Below are 23,999 nucleotides of genomic sequence, written 5' to 3' on the forward strand. Positions count from 1 at the left end.
CCATCCTGCGTTTCCTTCGCAAGAGTTCCTACCGGCGCTCCCGCGAACCGTGCGGAGCCACCTGGTTGCCGTCCCTCAAGCAGAAACACGAGGCAACCAGGTGGCCTTTCACAACACCTTCGGAGACGTAGCGAAGTCCGCGGCCCCTGCTACGTCGGCCGCGCTTGCCTCAGCAACCGTTCACATCGGCCCAGTTCACCCACATGAGGGGGCTCGAACCGCTGAACGGGCTTCCGACGTAGGACCAGGCACCGCCCTTCCAGAACCTGTAGTTGATGCCATGGTTGCGGTCATTGAAGCCGCACAGGTCCTTTCCGGTGTGGTTGATCACGGAGTTGACCGGTGTACCGGTGCTCAGGATGCTGTTGTACTTCGTCCACTTCTCCCATTGCTCTCCACCGTAGTTCTGCTGCGCGTAGAGATATGCGTAGTCCGCGGCTGCCGCGGATTCCTCGGCGTGGGCCGGCACCGCCGTCACGCCCGTGACAGCCAGACCGGACAACGGAAGAAGGGTGAGGGCGACAGCGGACAGCAGACGCTTCATGAGGTTCCTCTCCATGTACGACGGAAGATCCTGCGCGGACGATTCACCCCGGCGGACGGGGTCTCGCGACCCTGTCCGCCGGCAGCGAAGAGGCCGTACAGATGTCAAACTCCGGGGCGAGCCGTGCGAGGTTTTCGCCGGCTCTAGGGCGTGTGTCGAAAGTAGCGCCGTCCGCCCGAAGGGCGGGGCTCACGGCGTCCGGTGCGTGCGATCGCAAGGCGGAGGAGTGTCCTCGTACTGGACGTACAAGGACACCCCGACAACGCGGCGAGCGTGCGTGCCGGGCGTCGCGAGCCAGGGCGGGACTTTCGACACACGCCCTAGACGCGGGACAGCCTTCAGCACTCCAGGAAGAGCGGGGTCCCCGTCGGATCGACTCCGATCCGGATGCCGCTCCAGGCGCTCGCCCTCATCGGGTTGCTGTCCGTGAAAGGCGCCCCGATGTAGCTGTAGGAACCGTTCATGAAGGCGTACTTCTGCGATCTCTGCAGACCCAGTCCGCAGAGCTTCCCCCCACCGTTGTAGATGAGGGAGTTGATGGCCGTCGGGTACCCCTGGATCTCCTTCTGGTTGCAGTCGTGGAAGAACTGGGTTCCGCCGTAGTTCTGCTGCGAGTAGAGCCAGACGTGCGAACAGGCAGCCGTGCCGCTCTGGGCATTCTCCGACTCGGGCGCCGCCGAGGCGGGCGCCGCGAACAGGAGCGGAGCCGCTATGCCGACCGTCGCGGTCAGGCACACGGCAGCCACAGCTGAAGCGATCTTTTTCATGGACGCTTTTCTCCTTGCGTGATGGGTGACATTCGAGAACGCGTGCGCAGTGCCACTGGGGAGAACCGGACGAGAGGAGGGAAGTGCCTGCCGAGTGGGTCGCGGCAAATCGCGCATGCCGCGAGCGAATCTCATGAAACGGGAAGTCTCGATCCCACACCCCCACCGCTCACCTCCGCCCGCAGCGCGGCCGGCCTTGTCAACGGCACACCTCACGCCGTCACTGACGAACCTTCACTGTGACACGTTGTCACACCATACATACGGATGCGGGGCGGCGCCAGCGTCAACAGTGGCTGGGCGGGCGCTCCGAGGCAATCCCGCCCGCCCCGGTGGAGCGGCCGCCCCGGAGCCTGGCGCCCGCCTCTCCCGTGAGTGAACTTCAGTGTCTACCTGGGGACTTCGGAGACGTCCGAGACAGATTTCCGTGCGGCTCCTGCGCCACGCCGGACCCGTCGTCCTGCGGACCACGGGTCCGCCTTCCACCTGAGTTCCGGTCCGCTCATTGCGAAAACACCGTGTGCCATGGGCGCGCGGCTGCTCATCGGTGGTGGACGAACGCCGTTCCGACCGCCCTGTCACAACTTCCCCGGCTGCTCGGTCAATCCGGGTACGGGGCTGTGCCGTACACGCTCCCGTTCGTCGCACCGCCCGGGACTCGCACGACTCCCGGATCGAGCCCAGGAGAGGTGAAAGATGCCGTGTGAAGGGGAAGACGTCCTGGGGCGGGGCCAGGTGTCCGCCGCAAGCGAGCTCGTCGGATGAACTCCCGGCCGTCAGGCGCGGGCCAGCGCTCCGCGGAGCTTGTTGCGCGAGTTGACCTCAAGCTTGGTGAACACCTTGTGCAGGTGCCATTCCACCGTGCGCGGACTGATGAACAGCTCGGCACCTATCTCGGAGTTCGTCCTTCCCTCGGCGGCCAGTCGGGCGATCTGGGCTTCCTGCGTGGTCAGCGCCTCGCGTATGTCGGCCGCCCGTTGCCGTACCGACTCGCCGGTGGCCAGGAGTTCGCGGCGGGCGCGCTCGGCGAAGGCTCGTGCTCCGAAACCGTGCAGCATTTCGTAGGCGGTGCGCAGGTGCTCGCGCGCGTCGAGGCGCCTGTTCTCGCGACGAAGCCACTCGCCGTACAGCAGATGGGTGCGAGCGAGGTCGACGGCGACCCGGCTGCGTTCAAGGCGCTCGATGGCCTCGCGGTAGAGCAGGTCGGCGGTCCGGCCGCCGCCGAGCAGCGCCCTCGACCGGGCCAGAACGCCCAGGGCCCAGTCCGTACCGCTGGCCTCCGCCCGTTCCGCGAGCCGGCGCAGGGCTTCCTCGGCAGCGTCGAGGGCATCACCGCGAGCGCCCGCCTCGACGAGTTCGACGAGGGAGAACCCGACGACCGCCAGATCCTCGTACTCCCCCGCCCGTCCGGCGCTGGCCAGGGCCTCCCGATACCGGCCGAGCCCGTTGTACAGCACCGCGAGCAGGTAGTGGGCCAGGCCGATCGCCCGCCCTTCCCCCCAGGCGGCCGCGTCCCGGGCGCCGGCCTGGATCAGCTCCGCCGCCCGGGCCTCACCACGCCAGGCCACGAGCAGCAGCGAGGGGTAGCCGAGGGGCGAATTGCCGGTCACCTCCGTGATGTTGTCGGACTCGTTGATCAGCGCCGAGGCCAGGTCGAACTCTCCGGCGTGCACATGGACGGCGGCCCGGTAGGCGAGGGCCAGGGGAAGGAAGTTGAGCGCGCCGGTCGCGCGAGCCGCCCGGACCGCATGCGTGGTGAGTTCATGCCAGGCCTCGTCGTCCCACATGTCGCCGGCGACCAGCCACGTCAGCCAGAGCCAGCGCATGGCGTCGTCCTCGTCGCGTCCGGCGGCCCGCCGGAACGCCCGCAGCGCGGGCTTCAGTGGCGACGCGCCAGGGACGTAGCCGTCGGCGAACCGCGTCGTCAGGCCGTCGAGAAGTACGTCCGACGGCCGCGGGGGCTGTGCTCCGCGCGGTGCGGCGCGGGCGGCCTCGGCCACCTCCCGCACTCCGATGCCTCCATTGAGGCGGCCGGCGAAGACCGCTGCTCCGACCGCTTCGAGGTAGGCCTCACGGGCCTGTCCATCGTCGATCCGTTCCAGCCGGCCGGCCGCGTCGAGCAGCAAGGGCAGGGCCTCACCGCCGCGCCTGCGCGCGAAGACGATCTGGGCGCGCAGCCGGGCCAGCCGTGTGTGCTGGACCTCGCCCAACGGGCTCATCTCCGCGGCGGCGAGAAGTTCGAGTGCCGCGTCGGGGGCCCCTGCCTCGAAGGTGGCCTGCGCGGCGGCCGCCGCCCTCGTTCCGCGTCTGGCCGGATCCGGCGTCAGTTCGGTCGCCCTTCTCAGGAACGCGGCCGCCGCCGCGATACCGCCGCGGGCCTGGGCCCGGCCGGCTGACCGCTCCAGCTCGCCCGCCACGGCCTCGTCGGGTTCGGCCGCCGCGTGGGCCCGATGCCAGGCCCGGCGGTCGGAGTCGAACTCGGGAGCGGTCGCCTCGGCCAGCGCACGATGCACGTCCCGGCGTTCTCCGGGGTCGGCCGCGCGATACGCCGCCGAGCGCACCAGAGGGTGGCGGAACCGCACCCGCGCACCGAACTCGATCAGCCCCGCCGCCTCGGCCGCCCCTGCGGCGTCCGCCCCGATGTCGAGCCGCTCGGCCACCCGCCTCAACAACGGCACGTCCCCCACCGGCTCGGCGGCAGCCGCCAGCAGCAGCCGTCGCGCCGCGTCCGGGAGCGAGCCGATGCGCCGCAGGAAGCGCTGCTCGATCTGACTCGCCAGCGGCCGCGCGTCGGGGCGCCCGAACCCGCCGGCCAGCTCCGCCGCGGTCAACCCACGTGTCAACTCCAGCAGCGCCAGCGGGTTGCCGCGCGTCTCGGCGACGATCCGGTCCCGGACGCGCTCGTCCAGCCGCCCGGGGACCACCGAGTCGAGAAGCGCCCGCGCGTCGTCGTCGCGCAGGCCCCGGACCACCAGCTCCCTCAGCGCCGCCAAGGGGTCGTCACCCGGGGCAGGTGTCGACGCACGCACCGCGAACACCAACGCCAACCGCTCCGCGAGCAGCCGACGCGCGACGAAGGCCAGTGTCTGCGCGGAGACCAGATCGAGCCACTGGGCGTCGTCCACCACGCAGACGAGCGGCCGCTCCTCCGCCTCCTCGGCCAGCAGGCTGAGCACCGCCAGCCCGACCAGGAAACGGTCCGGCGCGCTTCCCGCACTCAGACCGAACGCGATGGACAGAGCATCGCGCTGCGGGCCGGGAAGGCGGTCGAGGTGCCCCATCATCGGCATGCACAGCTGGTGCAACCCGGCGAACGCCAGCTCCATCTCGGACTCGACGCCGGTGGCCCGCAGGATCCGGAATCCCGCCGCGCTCCCCACCAGGTACTCCATCAACGCGGACTTGCCGACCCCCGGCTCGCCGCGCAGCACCAGCACCTGGCTCCGGCCCGCCCCGGCGTCGGCGACCACCTGATCCAGCGCCCCGCACTCGCTACGCCGACCACGCAGCCCGCGCCGAGGAGCGCTGCTCGACATCCACCACCACCGCGCAGGTCAGAGGGCCAGACCCTGATCAACCCGGGTCGTTCACATCATGCACCAGTGCGCGCGACCCGGGCAATCAGCCGGTGCGGCCACCGCTCCAGGCCGGCCGGCGCCTCGTCAACTGCCCCTCGCCGCATGGTTGCCCCGGGGGATCACCGAGGTGGCGGAGCAGGGGGACCGAGCTCCTGGAGCAGGTCGAGGAGGTGCGCCATGTCGCCGGATCGCGCCGCGTCGAGGAAGGCTTCGAGCAGCCCGTCCCGCTCCGCCGAACCGACCGGGTTGTGCCGGGGTTCGGCGAGATGCCTGCGGGCCCTGACCGCCAGTTGCCGCGCGTTGGCCTCGCTGAGCCCGAGCATGTCGGCGATCTCACGGAACGGATACTCGAATGCCTCGCGCAGGACGTACACGGCACGTTCGACGGGGGACAGCCGTTCCATCATCAGCCGGACCGCGAACGCGAGCGACTCCCCGCGTTCGGCCTCCCCCACCGGATCGACGTAGACCGGCCCGCGTTCCGGACCCCAGCCGCCGACACTGATCTCGCGGCGGGCGCGGGCCGAGGTGGCCGCGTTGAGCGCGACCCGGATCGTGATGGTCACGAGGAACGCGACCCGGTCCCGCACCCGTGCCCGGTCCGCGCCCTGCCAGCGGACCCACACGTCCTGAACGACGTCCTCGGCGTCGGCGGCACGGCCCAGCGTCCGGTAGGCAATCCCGAACAGCAGGGAACGGACGCTCTCGAAGTGCACCGCCGTCTCGGGCCCGGGGCGCACGGTGGCCGTCGTCGCGTTCCCGGTCGTACCCACGCTCGACGTGCCTGGCTCCGGCACGACATCGATGCTGGACAAGTGCATGACGATCTTCCCCACTCCCGGTGGTCCGGACCGCCGGGACCGGTTCATCGTGCGCCGAGGCCCGGCTCGGTGACCCAGCCACCGTCGTCCGGAGCGGGTGCCGGGCGCGCCCGTGGAAACCCGGGTGTACCCCCGGGCGGCGGCACGGCTCCGTCAGCCGGGCCCCCGGGTGCGGAGGAAGGGGCATACGCCCTGAGGCGGGGCGGACACGCATCAAATGTGCCGCAGGTCACATCACCTGTCCTGTCACAGTTCACGGGTCAGCCAGGTCAACAGTGCGAATCCGCACTACGGCGAGGAGCACACCATGGATGCGCGTCTCAACTACTTCGGCAATGCGCTGGGGGCCAAGGTCCTGAAGCACATCAATTCGGCCGGCAAGGTGGTCTCGGACTCCACGCTGCCGCACGCGACACAGGAGCTGGTGAAGATCCGCGCGAGCCAGATCAACGGCTGCGGCTTCTGCACCGACATGCACACCAAGGACGCCGCCCACGCGGGCGAGTCCGTGCAGCGTCTCCATCTGGTGGCCGCCTGGCGGGAGGCCACGGTCTTCACCGACGCCGAACGCGCCGCGCTGGAGCTGACGGAGCAGGGCACCCGGCTCGCCGACGCCGCCGGCGGCGTCACCGACGAGGCCTGGGCGAGCGCTGCCAAGCACTTCGACGAGGACCAACTGGCCGCGCTGATCTCCCTCATCGCCGTCATCAACGCCTACAACCGCATCAACGTCATCAACCAGCAGCCCGCCGGGAGCTATCAGCCCGGCCAGTTCGGCTGAGTCGCCCGGCGCAGCCGAACACGTGCCGCCCGCTCCCGTCGCCCGTCGTCCGTCGCCCGCTCCGGCCTGCGGCGGGAGGCGGAGCTACGGCCCGGCCCCGACCGCCTCTTCCTCGCCCTTTCACACGGTGTCACACTCTTTATGCCACCGGACCGCACGATCGTCGTCCCGCGGCGGGCCTCGCTCGCCCGCGACGGAAACCCGGATGCGGATGCGCACGGCCGCCCCTAGGCTGCGCCCGCGGGGCGGCGGGTGCCGCAGCCGCCGTCAGGGAATCGGAGACACACGGGGTATGACCAGTCAACTGTTCGCGATCTGCTTCAACGCGACCCGACCGTCGGGCCTGGCACGATTCTGGTCCGGGGTCCTCGGCTGGGAGTTGGCCGACGGTCCGGGCGACGACGCCGCGATCCTGCCCCCTGACGCCGCCGGGTTCCGCGTTCGGTTCCTGCCGAGCCAGGAGCCGAAGACCGGCCAGAACCGGGCGCACTTCGACCTGACGAGCACATCACCGGAGAATCAGCGGCAGACGGTGGCCAGGGCGCTGGAACTCGGCGGGCAGCACATCGACGTGGGGCAGCTCCCGGAAGAAGGGCATGTGGTGCTCGCCGACCCGGACGGCAACGAGTTCTGCGTGATCGAGGCGGGCAACAGGTTCCTCACCGACACCGCCTTCATCGGAGCACTGGCCTGCGACGGCACGCAGGAGGTCGGTTACTTCTGGAGCGAGGCACTGCGGTGGCCGCTGGTCTGGGACCAGGACCAGGAGACCGCGATCCAGTCGCCGAACGGCGGTACGAAGATCACGTGGGGTGGTCCTCCGGTGGCGCCGAAGACGGGCACGAACAGGCTGTACTTCGAGCTGGCGCTCCCTGCCGACGCGGACCGGGATACGGAGATCGACCGTCTGCTCTCGCTCGGCGCGACGCGCACCGGCATCGGCGAGGGCGGCCGGTTGCTGATGCTCGACCCCGACGGCAACGAGTTCTCCGTACGGAGTCCCCGGTAGCGGGGCTTCCACGACTGCTCATCAGTGGTGACCCGCAAGGGATGACAGGACAGCCTTGAGGTGGGGTGAGTGACTGACCTCGCCGTTCCGGGTTCGCGCGGCTGAACCGACGCCCCGCTCCGCCGGTTTGTAGCATGAGGACGAGCAAGCGGGGAACGGAGCGACCATGCACGCCGGCGACGACGACGCCTCCCTCGACCGGGCGACGAAGGACTTCCTCGCCGTACGCCCACAGCTGTTCGGCATCGCCTACCGCATGCTCGGCAGCGTGGCGGAGGCCGAGGACATCGTGCAGGACGCCTGGCTGCGCTGGCAGGGGGCCGACCGGGCGCAGGTCCTCGAACCGGCGGCCTTCCTGACCACGGTCACCACACGTCTGGCCATCAACGTCGCCCGGTCCGCCCGGGTACGACGTGAGTCGTACACGGGTCCGTGGCTGCCCGAGCCGGTCGACACCAGCGTGGACCCGCAGATGGGGGCGGAGCGGGCCGAGGCCCTGGAACTGGCCGTCCTGCTGCTCCTCGAGAAGCTGAACCCGGTGGAACGGGCCGCCTACGTCCTGCGCGAGGCCTTCGCGTACCCCTACCGGCTGGTCGCGGACATCCTGGAGACGACCGAAGCCAACACCCGCCAGCTGGTCAGCCGGGCTCGCAAGCACCTGGCCGCCGAGCGCAGGAAGCAGGTCAGCTCCGCCGACCACCGGCGCCTGCTCACGGTGTTCCTGGACGCCGCACGGACCGGGAATCTGACGGTGCTCGAACAGGTCCTCGCCGCGGACGTCGTCAGCTACTCCGACGGTGGTGGGGTGCGCGGCGCTTCGAGGATCCCGGTCCTCGGACGTACGCATGTCGCCAAGTACCTCGTGGCGTTCGCGCCGCGCTTCTGGCCCCGGGCGGAGCTGCGGTGGACGGAGGCCAATGGACGGCCGGCCGTGCTCGTCTCCTCTGCCGGGGACGCCGTGGCCCTGCTGTCCGTGGATGTGTCCGCGGAGGGGATCGACCGGATCATGTGGGTCATGAACCCAGCGAAGCTGTCACCCTTCGCGGCGTCCTTGAACGGCTGAAGGCCCGTCCCGGCGTTTCGAGCGCTGCCGTCGGGGTGAGGAGCGGTCGCGGCACCGCTCGCCGCGTTCCCCGGGGCCACCGGCCTGACGGAGAAGAAAGGTTCGGAGATTCTTCCGGGCACCTGTCACAAACGCAGGGGCCCTCCGGTCTTTACTCGATGAAGCCGGAAAGAAGTCGATGCCGAAGCGCTGACAGATCTCAGACCGCGCGGGCGCGTCCAAGAATCTCCCGAGAGGATTCCCCTCATGCAGGTTGTCGTCATCGGCGTTACCGGGCTCATCGGCCCGAAGCTGGTCGCCGGGCTCAACGAGCGCGGCCACCGGGCGGTGCCGGCTCCGCGCGCCCCGTACTTCGGCGCCGCGCTCGGGGAGACCACGCTCCTGCCCGGTCCCGACGCGCAGATCGCCGGCACCCGCTTCACCGACTGGCCGGCCCAGCAGTCATGAGTTCCCGGGGTGGTCCTGGCAGCGGGGCCACCCCGGGAACGGCGCCCCCTTTCGCCGTACGGAAGCCATCGCGGTGGATTCCCGTCCGGCCATTCTCGAATTCCACCCCGTTCGACATCCAGCGCACGAGGAGAACGGCTGAAGGCCGTCCCGTAACCGGCGATGCGGCCACGGCATTCCGCACCGGCCCGTACGGGCACCCGACCGGCTCCCACGCCATGCGTTTCCCGTGCACGCGGAAAGGCCGCCCCCTTTGAAGCGCTCCGATACCCCACTCACCGTCGCGGCCACCGCGCAGTCCCTGGCCGCGGAGGCCTTCTCGCTCCAGTCCCGGATCACCGACCTGCGCCGATCGCTCGCTCTGCTCAACGCGCAGATGCAGTCCGTGTCCGACACCCTGCACCGGCTTCGGGCCGTCAGCTCCGAGGACGCGCTCCCCCCGCCGAGCCCCTCCTCCGGGCTCCTGCCTCCACGGAGGGGGCCGCGCACGTCCTGAGAGACCTGGAGGAGGCGTGCGTGAAGCGCCGTTGGGGCGGCCTCGGTCTCTCGTCGACGCGAGGGTGTACCCGCATATGATGTCCGGCAGTACCCCACGTGGGAACCGGACAACATGTCGAGGGACGCCGGGCGCGGATGCGGCCACAACGGGTCGAGGACGAGAGGAACACATGGTCTCCGTAACCCACAGGGCACATGACATCGAGGTCACCGCGGAGAGCCTGCAGGAGGACCTCGCCCGTCTGATGATCCAGAAGCAGGCCCTGGAGCGGGAACTCGCCGCGGTCGTCGCCCATCTCAGCTCCGTACAGCGGGCTCTCGGGGCCCTTCAGACCCTGATGTCCCCCGCCGGATCGGCACCTTCCGGCACCGTCGGCACCTCGCCCGGCCACAGGTCCGGGACTGCCGCACACGGGGAACCGCTGCCGCGGACGCCCGCGGTGCCTCCGGCCGACGCCGCGGCGACGGCCGGACGTCCGAGCCCCGGCCCCGGCCGGGGGGCTGGGTCCACGGCCGCCCCCGAGGAACACGGCCCGGCGCCGGTGTCCTCCCCCGAAGCGGGCGGGCAGAAGCAGTACGGCAGGCTCACCGAACAGATCCTGGAGTACTTCGCCGGAGTCGGCGATGTCGAGGTACGCGCGCGCGATGTCGCCGCGGCGCTCGGCCGCGCCACGGACAGCTCCAGCATCAACGCTGTCCGCAGCACCCTCGACCGCTTGGTCGGCACGTCCCGGGTCCGCCGCACGGGCCGCGGCCTGTACCGCGCCGTGTAGGTACCTGAGGATCACCCTGCTCGCCCCCGTACCACACCGTGTCACACACCTGCTGCGAGGCGGGGAGCGGGCCAACTGCCGGGGCCGGGGCCGGCCCGCCCCGGCCAGGGCGGCTCAGAGCAGGCCGAGCGACTTCAGAACCCGGCGCTGGCCCGGCGTCGGCCCGGCGGGCCAGTAGACGTAGCAGACCCCGCCCGTACCGCTCCTGACCTTGCCGTTCGGAGGTCACGTACGAACCCTCGACCATCGTTGGCTTTGGCGAGCACCGTGCATTCCGTGCCGCGCCTGACGGGGACGCGTAATCAACCCGCCATCTCACCCAGCAGTGCCCCATGGGGGCACAGGTCGACAGCGCCGGGCACGTACGTAGGACCGAGAACTGTTCGCAGGAGGCGAGCTACTCGGTGACACATCTCGCGTGTGGCGTCGACATCTTTGGTGACCACATCGGGCAGGCACGGGAGCCGCGGTGTTCGGCAGGGACGGTCGGCATCGCGCACGGGCGGCTGAGCCCCTAGGTCCCGCCCCTGCTTGCCCCATTGAGCTTCGCGTCCAAGGTGATCGCCGCGTCTATCAGGGCCAAGTGCGTGAAGGCCTGCGGGAAGTTACCCAGTTGCCGCCCCGTCAGACCGATCTCCTCGGAGTACAGGCCCAGGTGGTTGGCATAAGTGAGCATCTTCTCGAGCACCAGCCGGGCCTGATCGGTGCGCCCGGCCCGCGCCAGGGCATCGACGTACATGAACGTGCACAGTGAAAACGTTCCCTCGGAGCCACGCAACCCGTCAGGGGACGCCTCGGGGTTGTAGCGGTAGACCAGGCTGTCGCTGACCAGCTCATGCTCCATGGCGTCCAGCGTGGACTTCCACATCGGATCATCGGGGGTGATGAAGCCGACCGTCGGCATGCGCAGCAGCGACGAGTCGAGCACATCGTCGCCGTAGTGCTGGACGAAGGCCCGCTTCTGCGGGTCCCAACCCCGGCTGAGCACCTGCGCGTAGATCTCGTCACGCGCGTCCACCCAGCGACCACGGGCGGCGGGGCGTCCGTCGTCGTAGGCGATCCGGAGGGCACGATCGAAGGCCACCCAGGACATCACGCGGCCGTAGGTGAAGTCCTTCCGGCCGCCGCGGGTCTCCCACAGCCCCTCTCCGGGCTGGTCCCAGTGGTCCACCAGCCAGTCGAGAAGAGTGTGCAGCGCGGTCCAGCCTCTGTGGTCGAGGTGCATGCCGTGCTGGTGTGCGAAGTAGATGCTGTCGAGTGCCTCACCGTAGATGTCCAGTTGCCGCTGGGTAGCTGCTCCGTTGCCGATGCGGACCGGCGCGGAGCCGCAGTAGCCCTCCCAATGCTCCAGGGCCTCCTCGACCATGTCGGACGAGCCGTCGACGCGGTACATGATGTTCAGTGGCCCCGCGCCGTCGCCTTGGCCTGCCTCTTCCTTCACCCGATCGTGCAGCCAGCTGTTGAACGCCGCCGCCTCTTCCCTGAATCCCATGCCCAGCAAGGCGTACACCGAGAACGACGCGTCACGGATCCAGGTGAACCGGTAGTCCCAGTTACGCTCTCCCCCCAGCTGTTCGGGCAGAGCTGCCGTGGGGGCCGCGACCAGGGCGCCGGTCGGCGCGTAGGTCATGAGCTTCAGGGTCACGGCTGAACGCTCCACCGCTTCCCGCCAACGGCCCGTGTAGGTGGACTGCCCCAGCCAGGAGCGCCAGAAGAGGACCGTCTCATCGAATAGCTCCTCGAACTCCGCTCCTCGGACCTCGTGCGGCGGCCCGCCGGGGGACGACTCCAGGACCAGCCCGCGCTGCTGCCCCGCTTGCAGAGTCAGGGTGAAGCGCAGGTCGTTGTCACCGGAGAGAGTGTTCAGCAGCCGCTCGTCCTGGGGCTCACGGACGGTGTGGACAGCGAGGTCCATGTCCTGCGAAGTGAACACGGCCCCATGCTCGGTGATGTGTAGCTCGTGCGGCTTACGGCCGTAGTCGAAGCGCGGAGCGATCTCGCCCTCGAACGTCATGCTCCCCCGGACACAGCGCAGCATGCGGACCAAACGGTGCCGGTCCGTCGCCGTCGCGCCGGTCACCGGCATGAAATCGACCACCTCGCCCGCCCCGGCTTCAGTCATGAAGCGCGTCACCAACACGGCGGTGTCCGGATGGTAGAGCTGCTTGGTGGTGTACGTGTCCGCAGCCGGCCTGACAGTGCAGTGTCCGCCCCGCTGCCGGTCGAGCAGAGCACCGAAGACGCTGGGTGAGTCGAAGCGCGGGCAGCAGAACCAGTCGACAGTCGCATCGGTCGTCACGAGTGCTGCGGTCTGTAGATCGCCAATCAGACCGTGGTTCTCAATGAGGGGGTAATCGTCCATTTTGAACCCCTTTCGACCCCGAATGACAAGCCTAGGCCAGGGACGGTGCCCCGTCCTGGCGAGGTGGTGACGCGAGGTGGCGACAGGGGCGAGACACTCTCCGCCACCGCGTGCGGCCCACGCCGTGTTCCGGCGTACCGCGGGTTTCTGCGCATGGTGGGGGCGGCGTGGCCGAAGCGGGGTGTACATGGCACCCGTTCCGCGCTTCCGGCCGGCCCCCGGCCCTGGCCCCTTCGCGGGTCGAAATTCGCGCGTGAATAGCGGCGATACGCGGCCTCATCCATATCCGAAGCCGCGTATTACGCCTCGGCGTGTCCCTCCCGGAGGCAAGCACCGGAACTGTTTGAATCCGCCGTATGACTATGCGCGACGACGCGGCCCTCTTTGGCAATCGATTTCTGACCGCGCCCGCCCCCTCGGATACTTTCCCCGAAAAAGGCATGGCCGCAACGGACGCAATGAGGCTCGTGGACGTCGATCTCGCCATGGAGGGCGACCCCCAGCGCAACCTCGCGACGTTCGTCACCACGTGGATGGAGCCGGAGGCGCAACGACTCATCGCCGAGAATCTCCACCGCAATTTTATCGACCATGCGGAGTACCCCATTTCCGCCGAGATCGAGCAGCGTTGCGTGCGCATGCTCGCCAACCTCTTCCACGCGCCGGGAAAGACGACCGGATGCCGGACCCAGGGCTCTTCCGAGGCGATCATGCTCGGCGCGCTGTCACTGAAGTGGAAATGGCGCGAGCGCCGCCAGGCGGCCAACCTGTCGGTCGACAGGCCGAACTTGATCTTCGGCGGGGACGTCCATGTCGTGTGGGAGAAGTTCTGCCGCTACTTCGACGTCGAGCCGCGGATCGTGCCACTTGCCGAGGGTAAGTACACCATCGGCCCGGAGGACGTGGAGCCCCACCTCGACGAGAACACGATCGGCGTCGTCGCCGTCCTGGGCACCACCTTCACCGGACACAAGGACGACGTCGTCGGGATCGACAAGCTCCTGCGGGATGTCCGCAAAGAGCGAGACCTCGACATCCCGATCCACGTCGACGCGGCCAGCGGCGGCTTTGTGTGGCCCTTTCTCTATCCGGACTCCACATGGGACTTCCAGCTCGAACAGGTCCGCTCCATCAACGTCTCGGGCCACAAATACGGCTTGGTCTACCCCGGCGTCGGCTGGCTGATCTTCCGTGAGGAGTCCGACCTGGCTCAGAACCTCGTGTTCTACGAGAACTACTTGGGCAAGACCGACGCGACGTTCACCCTGAACTTCTCAACCGGCTCGGCAATGGTGCTCGCGCAGTACTACAACTTCGTGCGTCTCGGCCGCCAGGGCTACACCTATGTCATGAAAATCATGCAGGAGAACGCCCACGCGTTGGCGGAGAACCTACGTAACAGCGGCCGCTTCGAAGTGATCGGCAGCGACGCTGAGCAGCTGCCCCTTGTCGCTTTCCGACTCGCTGGCAAGCACTCCTACGACGAGTCCGACGTTGCCTGGCAGCTCTCGGCCGAGCGCGGCTGGATGGTGCCGGCGTACACCCTGCCGCCCGACGCGGAGGGGGTGAAGATCCTGCGTGCCCTGGTCAAGGAGACCCTGAGCCGCGAGCAGATCCATCGCCTGAGCCAGGACATCACCGACGCGTGTCGCACCTTGGACGACAAGGGTTCGACTCACGGTGTCGAGCGGGCCCAGGTCAAGCGCGGGACCGGTTACTGACGCACTCCCCGATCGTCCCCAGCAGCCTGCCAATACGACGACGTCCACGTCGCACCGACGGAGCCGATGAAGCACGGTGAGTTCCTGCTCACCACCCGCAGGCGCAAGGGCGAGCCGCAGCTCGGCATGAGCACGTCGAGCGGTCGGCTGCGCTTCGAGTCACGGGTGCAGGCGGGCACCGCCTCGGACACGCTGGGCGCCGTCTACGCGGGCAACGACGCGGCGACCGAATACGAGAAGGTCCGCGCCAAGGGCAAGGTCGTCGTAATCGAGCGCAGCGACGAGGTCCCGCCGCAGTCGCGGCCGGTGCGAAGGCGTTGATCGGACGGCCGAACTACACCGCGACGCTGCTGTCGGATCTGCTCGAAGTGCCGCAGGCCCACGTCGACAGAGCCTTGTGCCACCTGGTCGGGTGGGGACTGGTCATCAGTTCGGCGGACGAGCGGTTCACGGCCGCTCCGCCGGCCGTGGCGCTGGGCGCTCTCATCACCCAGCGCCGAGACGGGTTCGAGTGGCCGAGCAGGCGCTGGCGACCTTCGCCGAGGAACACCGGGCGGTGATGACCGGGAACAGCATCAGCGATCTGATCGAGGTCGTCACGGGCGTCGACGCCATCCACCATCGCTTCTTCCAGGTGCAGCAGGCCGCCCGCAGACAGGTCCGCACCTTCATCACCGCGCCATTCGTCGCCGTGCCCCGGACGAGAACTCGGCCGAACCGATGGCCATCGGCCGCGGCGTGCGCTTCCGGGCCGTACTGGACCGGGCCGTACTGGCAGAGCCCGGCATCATCACCGAAGCGATCGATTCCTTGCGCAACGGCGTGGAACTGCGTGTCGCCGACCAGTTGCCCATGAAACTCGTACTGGCCGACGCCGACCTCGGCCTCGTCCCACTGGCCGTCACGCCCGCGGGATAGCCCGGCACCGTGCTGCTGCACCGCGGCGGCCTGCTGGACGCGCTGTTCGAGACCGTATGGCGCGCCGCCGCACCCGCTCGAACTGTCGGGCTCCGGCAGAGAAGCGGATCCGCGTGTCGAGGTCGGTGCGGAAGGCCCGACCGACCTGGACCGGAGGATCCTCACCCTCCTGCTCGCCGGTCTGACCGACCCGACGGCCGCGACACAGCTCGGAGTGTCACCGCGCACGCTGCACCGACGTCTTCGCCGCCTCATGGACATAGCCGGAGTCCGGATTGGGTGCAGCCGTCCGACACGGCTGGGTGGAGCAACGCCGAGCGGGCGCCCGGACCCGGTGCGAGGCCGGCTCCGCCTGGCTGGAGAAACGGCCACCCCGGCTATCGGCCAGGCCGGGAGCTGCCTCCCAGCCCTGACTGTCGGCCGTCTGTGCGAGGGAACGGCGCGCCGCATCGGGAAACGCCCGTTCCACCGATTCGCGCAGGAGAACCAACTCTCCCCGGACCGCCGGATGATGGGTGGGCGGCAGGCTGTCGAGCAGCCCGTCGAGCAGCGCCCGCAACCGTCGGCAGACCTGCACGGACGTTGCCCCGTAGTCTCGGATCTCGGAGACGGCGAGCTGAAGGTAGTCCTCCCATGCCCTCCCCCGGAGCACGAGCCGCGGCTTGCCGTCGTCACCGGCCAGGACATACCGGCCAGGGAGCGGCGACTGGCCGACAACGGTGAGGAACGACTCGGTGTGATTGAGGACTTGCACGGCGGTGGTGGGATCGTTGACAGCGGGCGAGAGGGCGCGGATGGCGATGTCGACGAGCACCCGCAGGGCGAAGGCCGGGTCCTGTTCGATCGTCCGCTCGGGACCGAGCGCGATCAGACCGGTGACCCGCCGACTGTCAGGGATGGACGTGCCGCCATGGATCTCGACGAGGACGGCGCCCCGATGGACGTAGTCACCGATCACGTGGGGCACCGAGAGCACACAGTCGTGCCGCGCGGCGACAGCCACGAGGCCTGCCGTATCCAGTGCCTGCACGGCTCCGCCTCGGGTCGCGCGGACGACGGTCACCCTTCCGCCCAGGCTGTCTGCGCCTCCACCACCGTCCGGCGCCGAGGCCCTGATCATCCCGGTCCCGCGCTCGAAGACGTCCTCCCCCATGCGGCCGACGAGATCGGCGATGGCCACCGGCCTGAGATTGTGGGTGAAGCGGTTGAGATAGACGAGCAGCAGCAACAGGCTGACGGCTACGGCTCCGCCGGCCAGGGTGACCCCGAGGTCCGGCACCGAACTCGACTCGATACTGCGCAGCAAGGAGAAAGCGAACGCGAATGTGCCGGTGAAGGTGGCCAGCACGGTCTTCTGCAGCCGGTCCCTGTACCAGAGGCGCATATACCTCGGGGACAACGTTCCGGTTGCCTGCTGAATGACGAGAACACCGATGGTCACAACGAACCCCAGAAGGGCGATCATCGACCCGACGATGGAGCTCAGCACTCCGCTCGCCGTCGTCGCCGAATAACGCCAGCCGCTCGGTGGCCAGTCCGATGCGTCGGCGGTAATGGCCAGTTCGGCCAGAACAACTCCCAGGACGAGACCGAACAACGGGCTGATCCACAAGCTGGCCTTCACGTACTGCCGCAGCCGGAATGCGGAGGCCCAGGACATCATGATGCGCATGCGGCATCCCTCCCTTCGGACGCCGGCTCCTCGGTGCCATGGTGCGGGCACATTCCGCCGCGGTCAGGCGCGACACGTACGCGAGTGAGCCTCACTGCTCGGTTCCGGGGGCCAGCAGCACGACACTGTCGCCTTGCCCGGGAGTGGCCCGCCGCTTCTCGGTGACGGGTTCCAGCCTCAGGTCGTCACGGACCACGAAGAGGGTCTCGCTCCCGGGCGGCAGTGGAGAGGAGGCCGGTTGAACCAGGAAGCGCGCCCCCGACTCGTACCGCGCGGCCAGGGCGTGGCGGACCAGCGATCTGCCGAAGAGGATGTCCCCGCCGGTATAGGGAGCCACGACTCCATGGCTGTCGTGCGGAGGTCCGACCCGGTAGACCGGTCCTTCGACGCTGTCCTGCATCACGACCGAAGCGAGCGCGTTGAAGTCGTCGTCGTCCGTGGCCAGGAACACTGCCGTCACGCCCTCCAGCCGGGCACCCGGGTTGGTGGCCGTGGCCAGCAGATCACCCGTGGCGAGTTCGACACCGGCTTCCGTGATCCTTTGGCGCTCCTGCTCGAGGCCTGCCCACATCAGCAGGTCGAAGCCGGCGGATTTCAGGCTCCTTCCCAGATCCACCACCCAGGGCTCGCCGCCCACGAGCAGGATCCGCGTCCCGGCGGGTTTGACGATGCCCAGCATTCTGGCGACCGGTGCCGCGCTCAGGGCGTACAGGAGGACCGTGCCGACGATCACGAGAAACGTGACGGGCAGGATTCTGGCGGCCCCGTCGACTCCCCTGTCGACGAGGTTCGCGGAGAAGGCCGTCGCTGTGGCTGCCGCGACGATGCCACGAGGGGCCATCCATCCGACAAAAGCCCGTTCGCCCGGGGTCAGCCCGGCGCGTGCAGTCGACACGTACGCGACGAGTGGACGTACCACGAGGACGAGGATGGCGATGAGGGCGAGGGCGGGAAGGAGCACGGGTACGAGTGACGCCGGTGTGATGGTGGAGGAGATGGAGACGAACAGCAGGCCGATGATCAGCTGGGCCAGAGTCTCGAAGAAGGGACGCCGCGCCGGCATGTCGAATCCGTTGATGTTGGTGACGGCGAGGCCGGTGACGATGGCGGCGATGAGTCCTGTGTCGTCCCTCACGATGTCGGCGCCCGCGGACACGACGATCACCGTGGCCAGCTGAGCCAGCGTGCCGAGGGTCTCGCCGAGCCGCAGCGTGCGGAGCGTCAGCCACAGCAACGCCGTGCCGACCGCGCCGCCGGCCAGGCCCACGGCCATGCTGAGGGCGAACTGGCCGAGTTGGTAGCCCCGGCCGATGTCGATCCGGTGTGTGGTGGCGATGGCATGGAAGACCAGTGCGCCCAGGATGCCACCGATCGGGTCGGTGAGGGTCCCTTCCCAGATGAGGATGCGGCGCACCTTGTCCGTGGGCCGTACGAAGTCGAGGAGGGGGCCCACGACCGTGGGGCCCGAGACCACCAGGATGACACCGAGCATCGACGCCACTCTGAGGGGCATGTCGAACATCGCCGGTGCGACGGCGGCGGTGGTCAGGAAGGTGACGAGCACCCCGAGCAGCAACAGCCGTCCTACGATCCACCGCGTGCGGCCGGTGAGCTTGCGCAGGTTGAGCCCGAGGCCGGCGTCGTAGAGGATCACCGCCACGGTCATCGATACGAGGACGTCGAAGCTCTGCCCCATCAGCTTGTCGGGGTGGATGACGTCCGTCAGCGCGCCTGCGGTGAACCCTGCGGGCAGCAGGATGATGAGGGCGGGAACGCGCAGTTTGCTCGCCAGGATCTGTGAGCCGGTGGCAAGGATCAGGGTCAGTGCGATTCCGAGGTAGATCTCGTCGTCTGTCACCGCAACTCCCTTCGGCAGAGTCCTGGCGTGGTGGGTGGGGAACCGTGCGGACGGTCAGGTGGTGCCCGCCCTGCCACCGCCGTCGGGATCGCCGCCTCGTCGCAGGTCGGCCTCGGTGAGTTCTTCGAGATCGCCTCGGGTGTCGAGCCAGTACAGGAAGACGACGGCCGGTACCACGATCACCAGGGCGACAAGGGTGACGAACGCCAGCCAGGTCAGCGTGGTCGATGCGCCGGCGCCTTCCGCGACGGTCATCGATGTCGGAAGGAGGTAGGGACGCTGAGCCAGGCCCCAGGCGATGACCGCGCAGGCGACGGCGCAGACGGCAGAGGCGCGGGCCCAGCCGCCCGGTCTACGCATGAGCAGCCACGCGGTGGTGAAGGAGGCCGCTCCGGCGGCGATGCCGAAGGCCAGGCCCGCCCCGTGGGTGAGCCCGTGCCATACGTGCGGGGCGTCCTCTCCGGTGACGAAAAGGGTGATCACCACCAGCACCACGAGTGCGGTGAGGCTCAGTAGCCCGCGCCGCCGGAAGTAGGCGATCAGGTCGGGTGCGTCGAAGCGGCGGGCATCCCCTGCCAGGAAAACCGCGCCCAGGAAGGCCGTCGCGGCGACGGCGAGCAGGCCGAACATGATCGAGGTGGGATTGGACCAGGCGTCCGCCGACGCCTCCGTACCGAGCCTCACGCGGCCTGAGGCGACTCCCCCTGCAGCAGCGCCGAGGAAGAACGGCGTCACGAGCGAGGCCAAGGCGAACACGGCACCGTAGAGGCGCCGGTCGGCGAGCTTGCGGGCGGCCTTTCGGAAGGCGAAGCCGGCGCCACGCAGGACCAGGCCCACGGCCGCCAGCGCAAGTGGCAGCCACATCGCGGAGAACACGGCCTGGAAGAGAGTGGGGAAACCGGTCCACATGATGACGAAGACGAAGATCAACCAAACGTTGTTGACCTCCCACACAGGTGCCATCGCGTGATCGATGAGCCATCGGGGCCGCTTGCCGCGTTCGGAGCCGCCCGCCGTCAGGTCCCAGAAGCCGGCCCCGTAGTCGGTACCGCCTGCGCAGGTGTACGCAGTGATGGCCAGCAGCAGGGCCACTGCCATCAGGTCGGCCGTCACGACCGTTCGCCCTGGGACGCGGCGACGCCGCCGTCACCTGCGAGGACAGAACCTCTGGGGCCGTACGGGCTGTCCGTCTCCGGCGGGTCCACCGGGGCCCCAAGGGCCTGCTGTGCGTCAGCGAGCCGCCATCGTGTGCGCAGCTTGAGCAGCACTGCCAGGAGCGAACCGAAGATGAACATATATACGACGATCACCAGGCCGAGCATGATCCACAAAGTGGACGAGCGCGTCGCCGTGACTGCCTCGGCGACACGCATGTTCTGGTAGACGATCCACGGCTGACGTCCCACCTCGGTCGCGATCCAGCCGCATTCGACAGCCACCACCGAGGCCAGACCCGCGCAGGCCGCGCTGCGGTAGAACCACGCGGACTCGGGAAGCCTGCGGTGCCTCAGCCAGACCAGGCCGTACCAGAGGGCGAGGAGCACCAGGGCGGAGCCGATGAGGACCATGATGTCGAAAGCCCAGTGTGCGATCGTCGCCTGAACGGCTGTCGGCCGTTGGTCCGGCGGGACGGACGTCAGCCCTACGACCTTCGTGTTCGGGCTGAAGCCGGCGAGGACGGAGTCGAGCAGCGGAATCTTGATGCCGCCGGAGATGGACCCGTCGGAGTGCAGGCGGCCGAACAGGTACTCGGGCACACGGGTGTCGGTCTTCCAGACGATCTCCATGGCCGCGAACTTCACCGGCTGTTTGTGGAACACCGACCGGGCGATCGCGTCGCCCAGGACGAACTGCACCGGGGTCGCGACCGCGGCGATGGTGAAGGGAACGGTGAAGCCGAGCCGGTGGTAACGGTCCCGGCGTCCCCTCAGCCGACCGACCGCGTAAACGCCGGCCACCATGTATCCCGCGGTCAGCAGCATGGCCACGACGAAGTGCCAGTACTGCGGCCCGAACATCGGCGTGAAGATCGCCTTCCAGATGTTCACGTCCGTCGGGTTGCCGACGGCGTCGAGGGAGAAGCCCTGCGGCGTGTTCATCCAGGAATTGGCCGCCAGGATGCCGAACGCCCCCAGGAGCGCTGCGGCCGGGAGCGGCAGCCCGAGCAGGAAGTGTGTCCGGGGCTTCAGCCGCCGCCATCCGTAGAGGTAGATGGCGATGAGGACCGCTTCGAGGAAGAACGCCCAGGCCTCGACCCCGAAGCCGATTCCGAAGACATCGCCCCACCTGCCCATCAGCCCCGGCCAGAGCAGGCCGAACTCGAAGGAGAGCACGGTGCCGGTGACGACTCCGACGGCGAACTGAACCGCCATGACCGCCGACCAGCGCCGTGCCAGCAGAAGGGCTGTCGCATCGTTGTGGCGCAGCCCGCGGTAGTGCATGACCAGGGTGATCAGAGGCAGGGCAACGCCCAACGGGACCAGGATGATGTGAGAGGCCAGGGTGAAGGCCATGAGTTCCCGGGCCGGCAGGAGTTGATCCGGTGCGCTCGCCAGGAGCTGGACCGAGGTGTGCATAACCGCCTTCGCTGTTCGGGTCCTGCGAAAGAGGTCAGCCGCCGGTCGCGAACCCTGGGAAGAGCGTCATACCGCCATCGACGTACAGAGTCGTCCCCACCACGTAGTCCATAAGGTCGGATGCCAGCAGGACAACAGCATGGGCGATGTCCTCGGGGTCCCCGATCCGGTCGTAAGGGATCAGACGCAGAAGGTCCTCGCGGGCCGCCGACGTCTCCCAGGCACTGCGGTTGATGGGGGTCTTGATCGCCCCGGGAGCGACGGCGTTCACCCTGATCTTCTCCGGTGCGAGCTCTTGGGCCAGGGTCTGCATCATCATCTGCACGCCTCCCTTGGAGGAGGCGTAGTTCACGTGCCCCGCCCACGGGATGAGCTGGTGCACCGAGCTCATGCAGATGATCTTCCCGGCCGCCTGGGACACCTCCGGGACAACTCCGCGCCGACGGAACTCCTTGGCCGCTTCCCGGGCGCACAGGAACTGGCCCGTGAGGTTGACGTCGAGCACCTTCTGCCACTGGGCGAGAGTCATGTCGGTGAACCTGGCGTCACGCTGCATACCGGCGTTGGCGACCAGGATGTCGAGAGTCCCGAAGTCCTGGACCGTCCGGTCCACCATCGCCGTCACCTGGGTCTCCTGCGACACGTCCGCCTCGTAGGCCACCGCACGCACCCCGAACGACGTGATCTCCTCGACCACTTGCTCGGCGGCTTCCCGGTCGCTCACGTAGTTCACCGCCACATCGGCGCCCGCCCGGCCCAGCGCGATGGCCGTGCCCTTGCCGATGCCCGAATTGGCGCCGGTCACCAGAGCTGTCTGGCCCTTCAGCAAGTCGGACGGCAGAGCACCCCGCACTGCCTCGACGTGGGAATCCATGATGCCCTGTCTCCTCGCTGCGGCTCCGGTCCGCCCGGCTACTGCCCGGCAGGCGGGTATCAGGCAATCACCGGACGAGCGGGGCCGCAGTCCTGACGGGCCGCTGCTGGGCCATTGGGCGGAGCGGCTTCCCCCGGTCGGCTCAGCTGCGGCGCCGGGCGACGTTCATGACGCCTGCCATGCCGTGAGGCCCCATCGGAGTACATGGGTGGCACCCTGCTCCAGTACGTCGAGGCCGAGGCCGCTACGGAAGGCGTCCGGGGGGCAGGACATGGGCTCCACCGCGACGCCCCGTCGGCGTTCTGTCTCCGGCAGACTGTCACCCGTGTAGATCTGCACGTATCGAACGCCTTCGCCGAGCCGGACATCCACTCCGTGAGTCCCCGAAGGGTGCGCCAGCCGTACCACGGACACGTCGCCGTCGACGCGGTCGAGGCTGAAGGCGGTGTCCATCTGTCGGGATCCGATGGGGCGTGCCGCACGGAAGTCGACGTCCGAACCTTCGACGGGCTCCTGGCCGGTCGGCAGGCCCCGGTCGTCGCTGAGAAAGCGGTCCCGTGCGGGCACGGTCAGCAGAACCGTGTCGACCAGGCCGGTGCCGAGCGTGAGATACGGATGCTGCCCCACGCCATAGGGCGCGGGCCCGTCCCCCACATTGGTCGCGGAAACCATGACGTCGAGGCCGGCGGGCCCCAGGCGGTACTCGGCGGTCACGTCCAACAGGAAGGGATAGCCCGGTTGGGGACGGAGAAGCGTACCCAGCCTCAGTGATTCCTCGCTTCGGGCGTGCAACTGCCACGGGACCCAGCGTACGAGGCCATGGATCGCGTTGCCTTTCCCCGGTTCGGTGAGCGGGAGTTGCAGGTCCGTTCCGGCGAAGTGGTAGCGGCCGCCGCCGATGCGGTTGGGCCACGGGACGAGCAGTTGACCTCTCCCGCCGGTAATGGGGGCGTCGGAGGCGAAGCCGTCCAGCAGGGTCAGGCCGTCCGCCTCGTAGTGGCGCAGGGCGGCGCCCAGTTGGACCACGACTGCTCTCTGCCCCTTCCCTCTCAAGGTCCACTGTTCACCAGTCGGGCTGCCGGGAGCGGCTGCAGTGAATCCCTCGGCGCGCCCATGGAATGCCCTGACGTCTGCGGGTTCGCGGTGCAGCAGCGAGACCAGCGCGGCGACGATCGCCTCCGGCGGTCGATCGATCTCCACCACCAGCGGACGCTCGTCCGGTTCCGGTTCCTCGAAAGCGGCGATCTGGCTCTCCAGCAGGCTCTCCGGGAAGAAGTGTCCTCGTCTGTCTGAGAGCCGGGAGCGGTTCAGCTCCGGTGTGCCGTGCAGGTACACCAGACGCACTTCAGGCCTCCCGCGCAGAAGCCGGTCACGGTAGGCGCGCTTGAGGGCGGAACAGGTAACAACCGCCGGCTGATCCGCGGCGATCTCGTGGTCCAGCCATGCGGAGATGGCATCCAGCCAGGGCTCGCGATCGGTGTCCGTGAGAGCCTGCCCGGCCGCCATCGCGGCCCGTGCTGTCGCGGAGTGGAACTCGTCCGCGTCCCGATAGGAACAGCCGAGCCGCTCGGCCAGCAGTTGGCCCACCGTGGTCTTGCCGGAGCCGGACATACCGACGATCAGCACCACAGGAGTCGACGGTTCGCAAGACCCGTCGTGAGCGGCAGCCGCGGACATGCCGGACATCAAGCCCTCAGGGGTCGGGGGGCCGTACACAAGGCCAGGATGACAAATACG

Annotated in this window: 19 protein-coding genes and 1 pseudogene; 8 read left to right on the plus strand and 12 right to left on the minus strand. The window is 68.8% G+C overall.

Annotation, left to right across the window (positions count from 1 at the left end; all coding sequences use genetic code 11):
* Positions 1–169 precede the first annotated feature (169 nt).
* The 4 genes from OHA98_RS25805 to OHA98_RS25820 all read right to left on the minus strand — a co-directional run bounded on the left by OHA98_RS25805 (position 170) and on the right by OHA98_RS25820 (position 5,710).
* The gene (locus tag OHA98_RS25805; protein ID WP_266929118.1) at positions 170–544 is read right to left on the minus strand and encodes a hypothetical protein; all 375 of its coding nucleotides are present in this window, start codon (positions 542–544) and stop codon (positions 170–172) included.
* A gap of 338 nt (positions 545–882) precedes the next feature.
* Complete coding sequence (locus OHA98_RS25810; protein ID WP_266929119.1) at positions 883–1,311, minus strand: hypothetical protein; 429 nt, start codon at positions 1,309–1,311, stop codon at positions 883–885.
* Positions 1,312–2,087: 776 nt separating this feature from the next.
* Complete coding sequence (locus OHA98_RS25815) at positions 2,088–4,847, minus strand: LuxR family transcriptional regulator (protein ID WP_266929120.1); 2,760 nt, start codon at positions 4,845–4,847, stop codon at positions 2,088–2,090.
* A gap of 161 nt (positions 4,848–5,008) precedes the next feature.
* Positions 5,009–5,710 carry a sigma-70 family RNA polymerase sigma factor gene (locus tag OHA98_RS25820; protein ID WP_266929121.1) on the minus strand — a complete coding sequence of 234 codons (702 nt, stop codon included), beginning with the start codon at positions 5,708–5,710 and terminating at the stop codon, positions 5,009–5,011.
* A 307-nt stretch (positions 5,711–6,017) separates the two neighbouring features.
* On the opposite strand from OHA98_RS25820, the gene OHA98_RS25825 reads away from it, so the two are divergent.
* The 6 genes and pseudogenes from OHA98_RS25825 to OHA98_RS25850 all read left to right on the plus strand — a co-directional run bounded on the left by OHA98_RS25825 (position 6,018) and on the right by OHA98_RS25850 (position 10,281).
* Positions 6,018–6,491 carry a carboxymuconolactone decarboxylase family protein gene (locus OHA98_RS25825; protein WP_266929122.1) on the plus strand — a complete coding sequence of 158 codons (474 nt, stop codon included), beginning with the start codon at positions 6,018–6,020 and terminating at the stop codon, positions 6,489–6,491.
* Between the two features lie 292 nt (positions 6,492–6,783).
* Positions 6,784–7,500, plus strand: coding sequence for a VOC family protein (locus tag OHA98_RS25830; protein WP_266929123.1), 717 nt, complete (start codon positions 6,784–6,786; stop codon positions 7,498–7,500).
* A gap of 166 nt (positions 7,501–7,666) precedes the next feature.
* Entirely contained in the window at positions 7,667–8,563 is an 897-nt protein-coding gene (locus OHA98_RS25835; protein WP_266929124.1) for an RNA polymerase sigma-70 factor, read from the plus strand.
* A 342-nt stretch (positions 8,564–8,905) separates the two neighbouring features.
* Positions 8,906–9,010, plus strand: a pseudogene (locus OHA98_RS25840) (NmrA family transcriptional regulator); the annotation flags it as partial.
* Positions 9,011–9,263: 253 nt separating this feature from the next.
* Entirely contained in the window at positions 9,264–9,506 is a 243-nt protein-coding gene (locus OHA98_RS25845; RefSeq protein WP_266929125.1) for a hypothetical protein, read from the plus strand.
* A gap of 172 nt (positions 9,507–9,678) precedes the next feature.
* On the plus strand, positions 9,679–10,281 hold the full coding sequence (locus OHA98_RS25850; protein ID WP_266929126.1) for a hypothetical protein: 603 nt from the start codon (positions 9,679–9,681) through the stop codon (positions 10,279–10,281).
* A 514-nt stretch (positions 10,282–10,795) separates the two neighbouring features.
* Here OHA98_RS25850 and OHA98_RS25855 read toward each other — a convergent pair.
* The gene (locus tag OHA98_RS25855; protein ID WP_266929127.1) at positions 10,796–12,643 is read right to left on the minus strand and encodes a glycoside hydrolase family 15 protein; all 1,848 of its coding nucleotides are present in this window, start codon (positions 12,641–12,643) and stop codon (positions 10,796–10,798) included.
* A 356-nt stretch (positions 12,644–12,999) separates the two neighbouring features.
* Here OHA98_RS25855 and OHA98_RS25860 point away from each other — a divergent pair, with 356 nt between their 5' ends.
* Both OHA98_RS25860 and OHA98_RS25865 read left to right on the plus strand, forming a co-directional pair.
* On the plus strand, positions 13,000–14,364 hold the full coding sequence (locus OHA98_RS25860) for a glutamate decarboxylase (RefSeq protein ID WP_266929128.1): 1,365 nt from the start codon (positions 13,000–13,002) through the stop codon (positions 14,362–14,364).
* 66 nt (positions 14,365–14,430) lie between these two features.
* Positions 14,431–14,685, plus strand: a complete 255-nt coding sequence (locus OHA98_RS25865; RefSeq protein ID WP_266929129.1) for a hypothetical protein — start codon at positions 14,431–14,433, stop codon at positions 14,683–14,685.
* 165 nt (positions 14,686–14,850) lie between these two features.
* Here the strand turns inward: OHA98_RS25865 and OHA98_RS25870 are convergent, their stop codons facing one another.
* From OHA98_RS25870 to OHA98_RS25900, 7 genes are all read right to left on the minus strand, one after another.
* Positions 14,851–15,303: a hypothetical protein gene (locus tag OHA98_RS25870; RefSeq protein ID WP_266929130.1), complete on the minus strand. Its 453-nt coding sequence runs from the start codon at positions 15,301–15,303 to the stop codon at positions 14,851–14,853.
* A gap of 196 nt (positions 15,304–15,499) precedes the next feature.
* Positions 15,500–16,954: a DUF2254 domain-containing protein gene (locus OHA98_RS25875; protein ID WP_266929131.1), complete on the minus strand. Its 1,455-nt coding sequence runs from the start codon at positions 16,952–16,954 to the stop codon at positions 15,500–15,502.
* A 91-nt stretch (positions 16,955–17,045) separates the two neighbouring features.
* Complete coding sequence (locus tag OHA98_RS25880) at positions 17,046–18,812, minus strand: sodium:proton antiporter (protein ID WP_266929132.1); 1,767 nt, start codon at positions 18,810–18,812, stop codon at positions 17,046–17,048.
* Positions 18,813–18,866: 54 nt separating this feature from the next.
* On the minus strand, positions 18,867–19,925 hold the full coding sequence (locus tag OHA98_RS25885) for a cytochrome d ubiquinol oxidase subunit II (protein ID WP_266929133.1): 1,059 nt from the start codon (positions 19,923–19,925) through the stop codon (positions 18,867–18,869).
* A complete protein-coding gene (locus OHA98_RS25890; RefSeq protein ID WP_266929134.1) occupies positions 19,922–21,388 on the minus strand; it encodes a cytochrome ubiquinol oxidase subunit I in 1,467 nt (488 codons plus the stop codon). Before OHA98_RS25890 ends, OHA98_RS25885 begins: the two co-directional genes overlap by 4 nt.
* A 34-nt stretch (positions 21,389–21,422) precedes the next feature.
* Positions 21,423–22,262, minus strand: a complete 840-nt coding sequence (locus OHA98_RS25895) for an SDR family oxidoreductase (RefSeq protein WP_266929135.1) — start codon at positions 22,260–22,262, stop codon at positions 21,423–21,425.
* A gap of 165 nt (positions 22,263–22,427) precedes the next feature.
* Positions 22,428–23,888 (minus strand): gluconokinase, GntK/IdnK-type, encoded by a 1,461-nt coding sequence (locus OHA98_RS25900; RefSeq protein ID WP_266929136.1) that lies wholly within the window; start codon positions 23,886–23,888, stop codon positions 22,428–22,430.
* Positions 23,889–23,999: the final 111 nt, after the last annotated feature.

This window comes from Streptomyces sp. NBC_00654 (assembly GCF_026341775.1).
Taxonomy (GTDB): Bacteria; Actinomycetota; Actinomycetes; order Streptomycetales; family Streptomycetaceae; genus Streptomyces.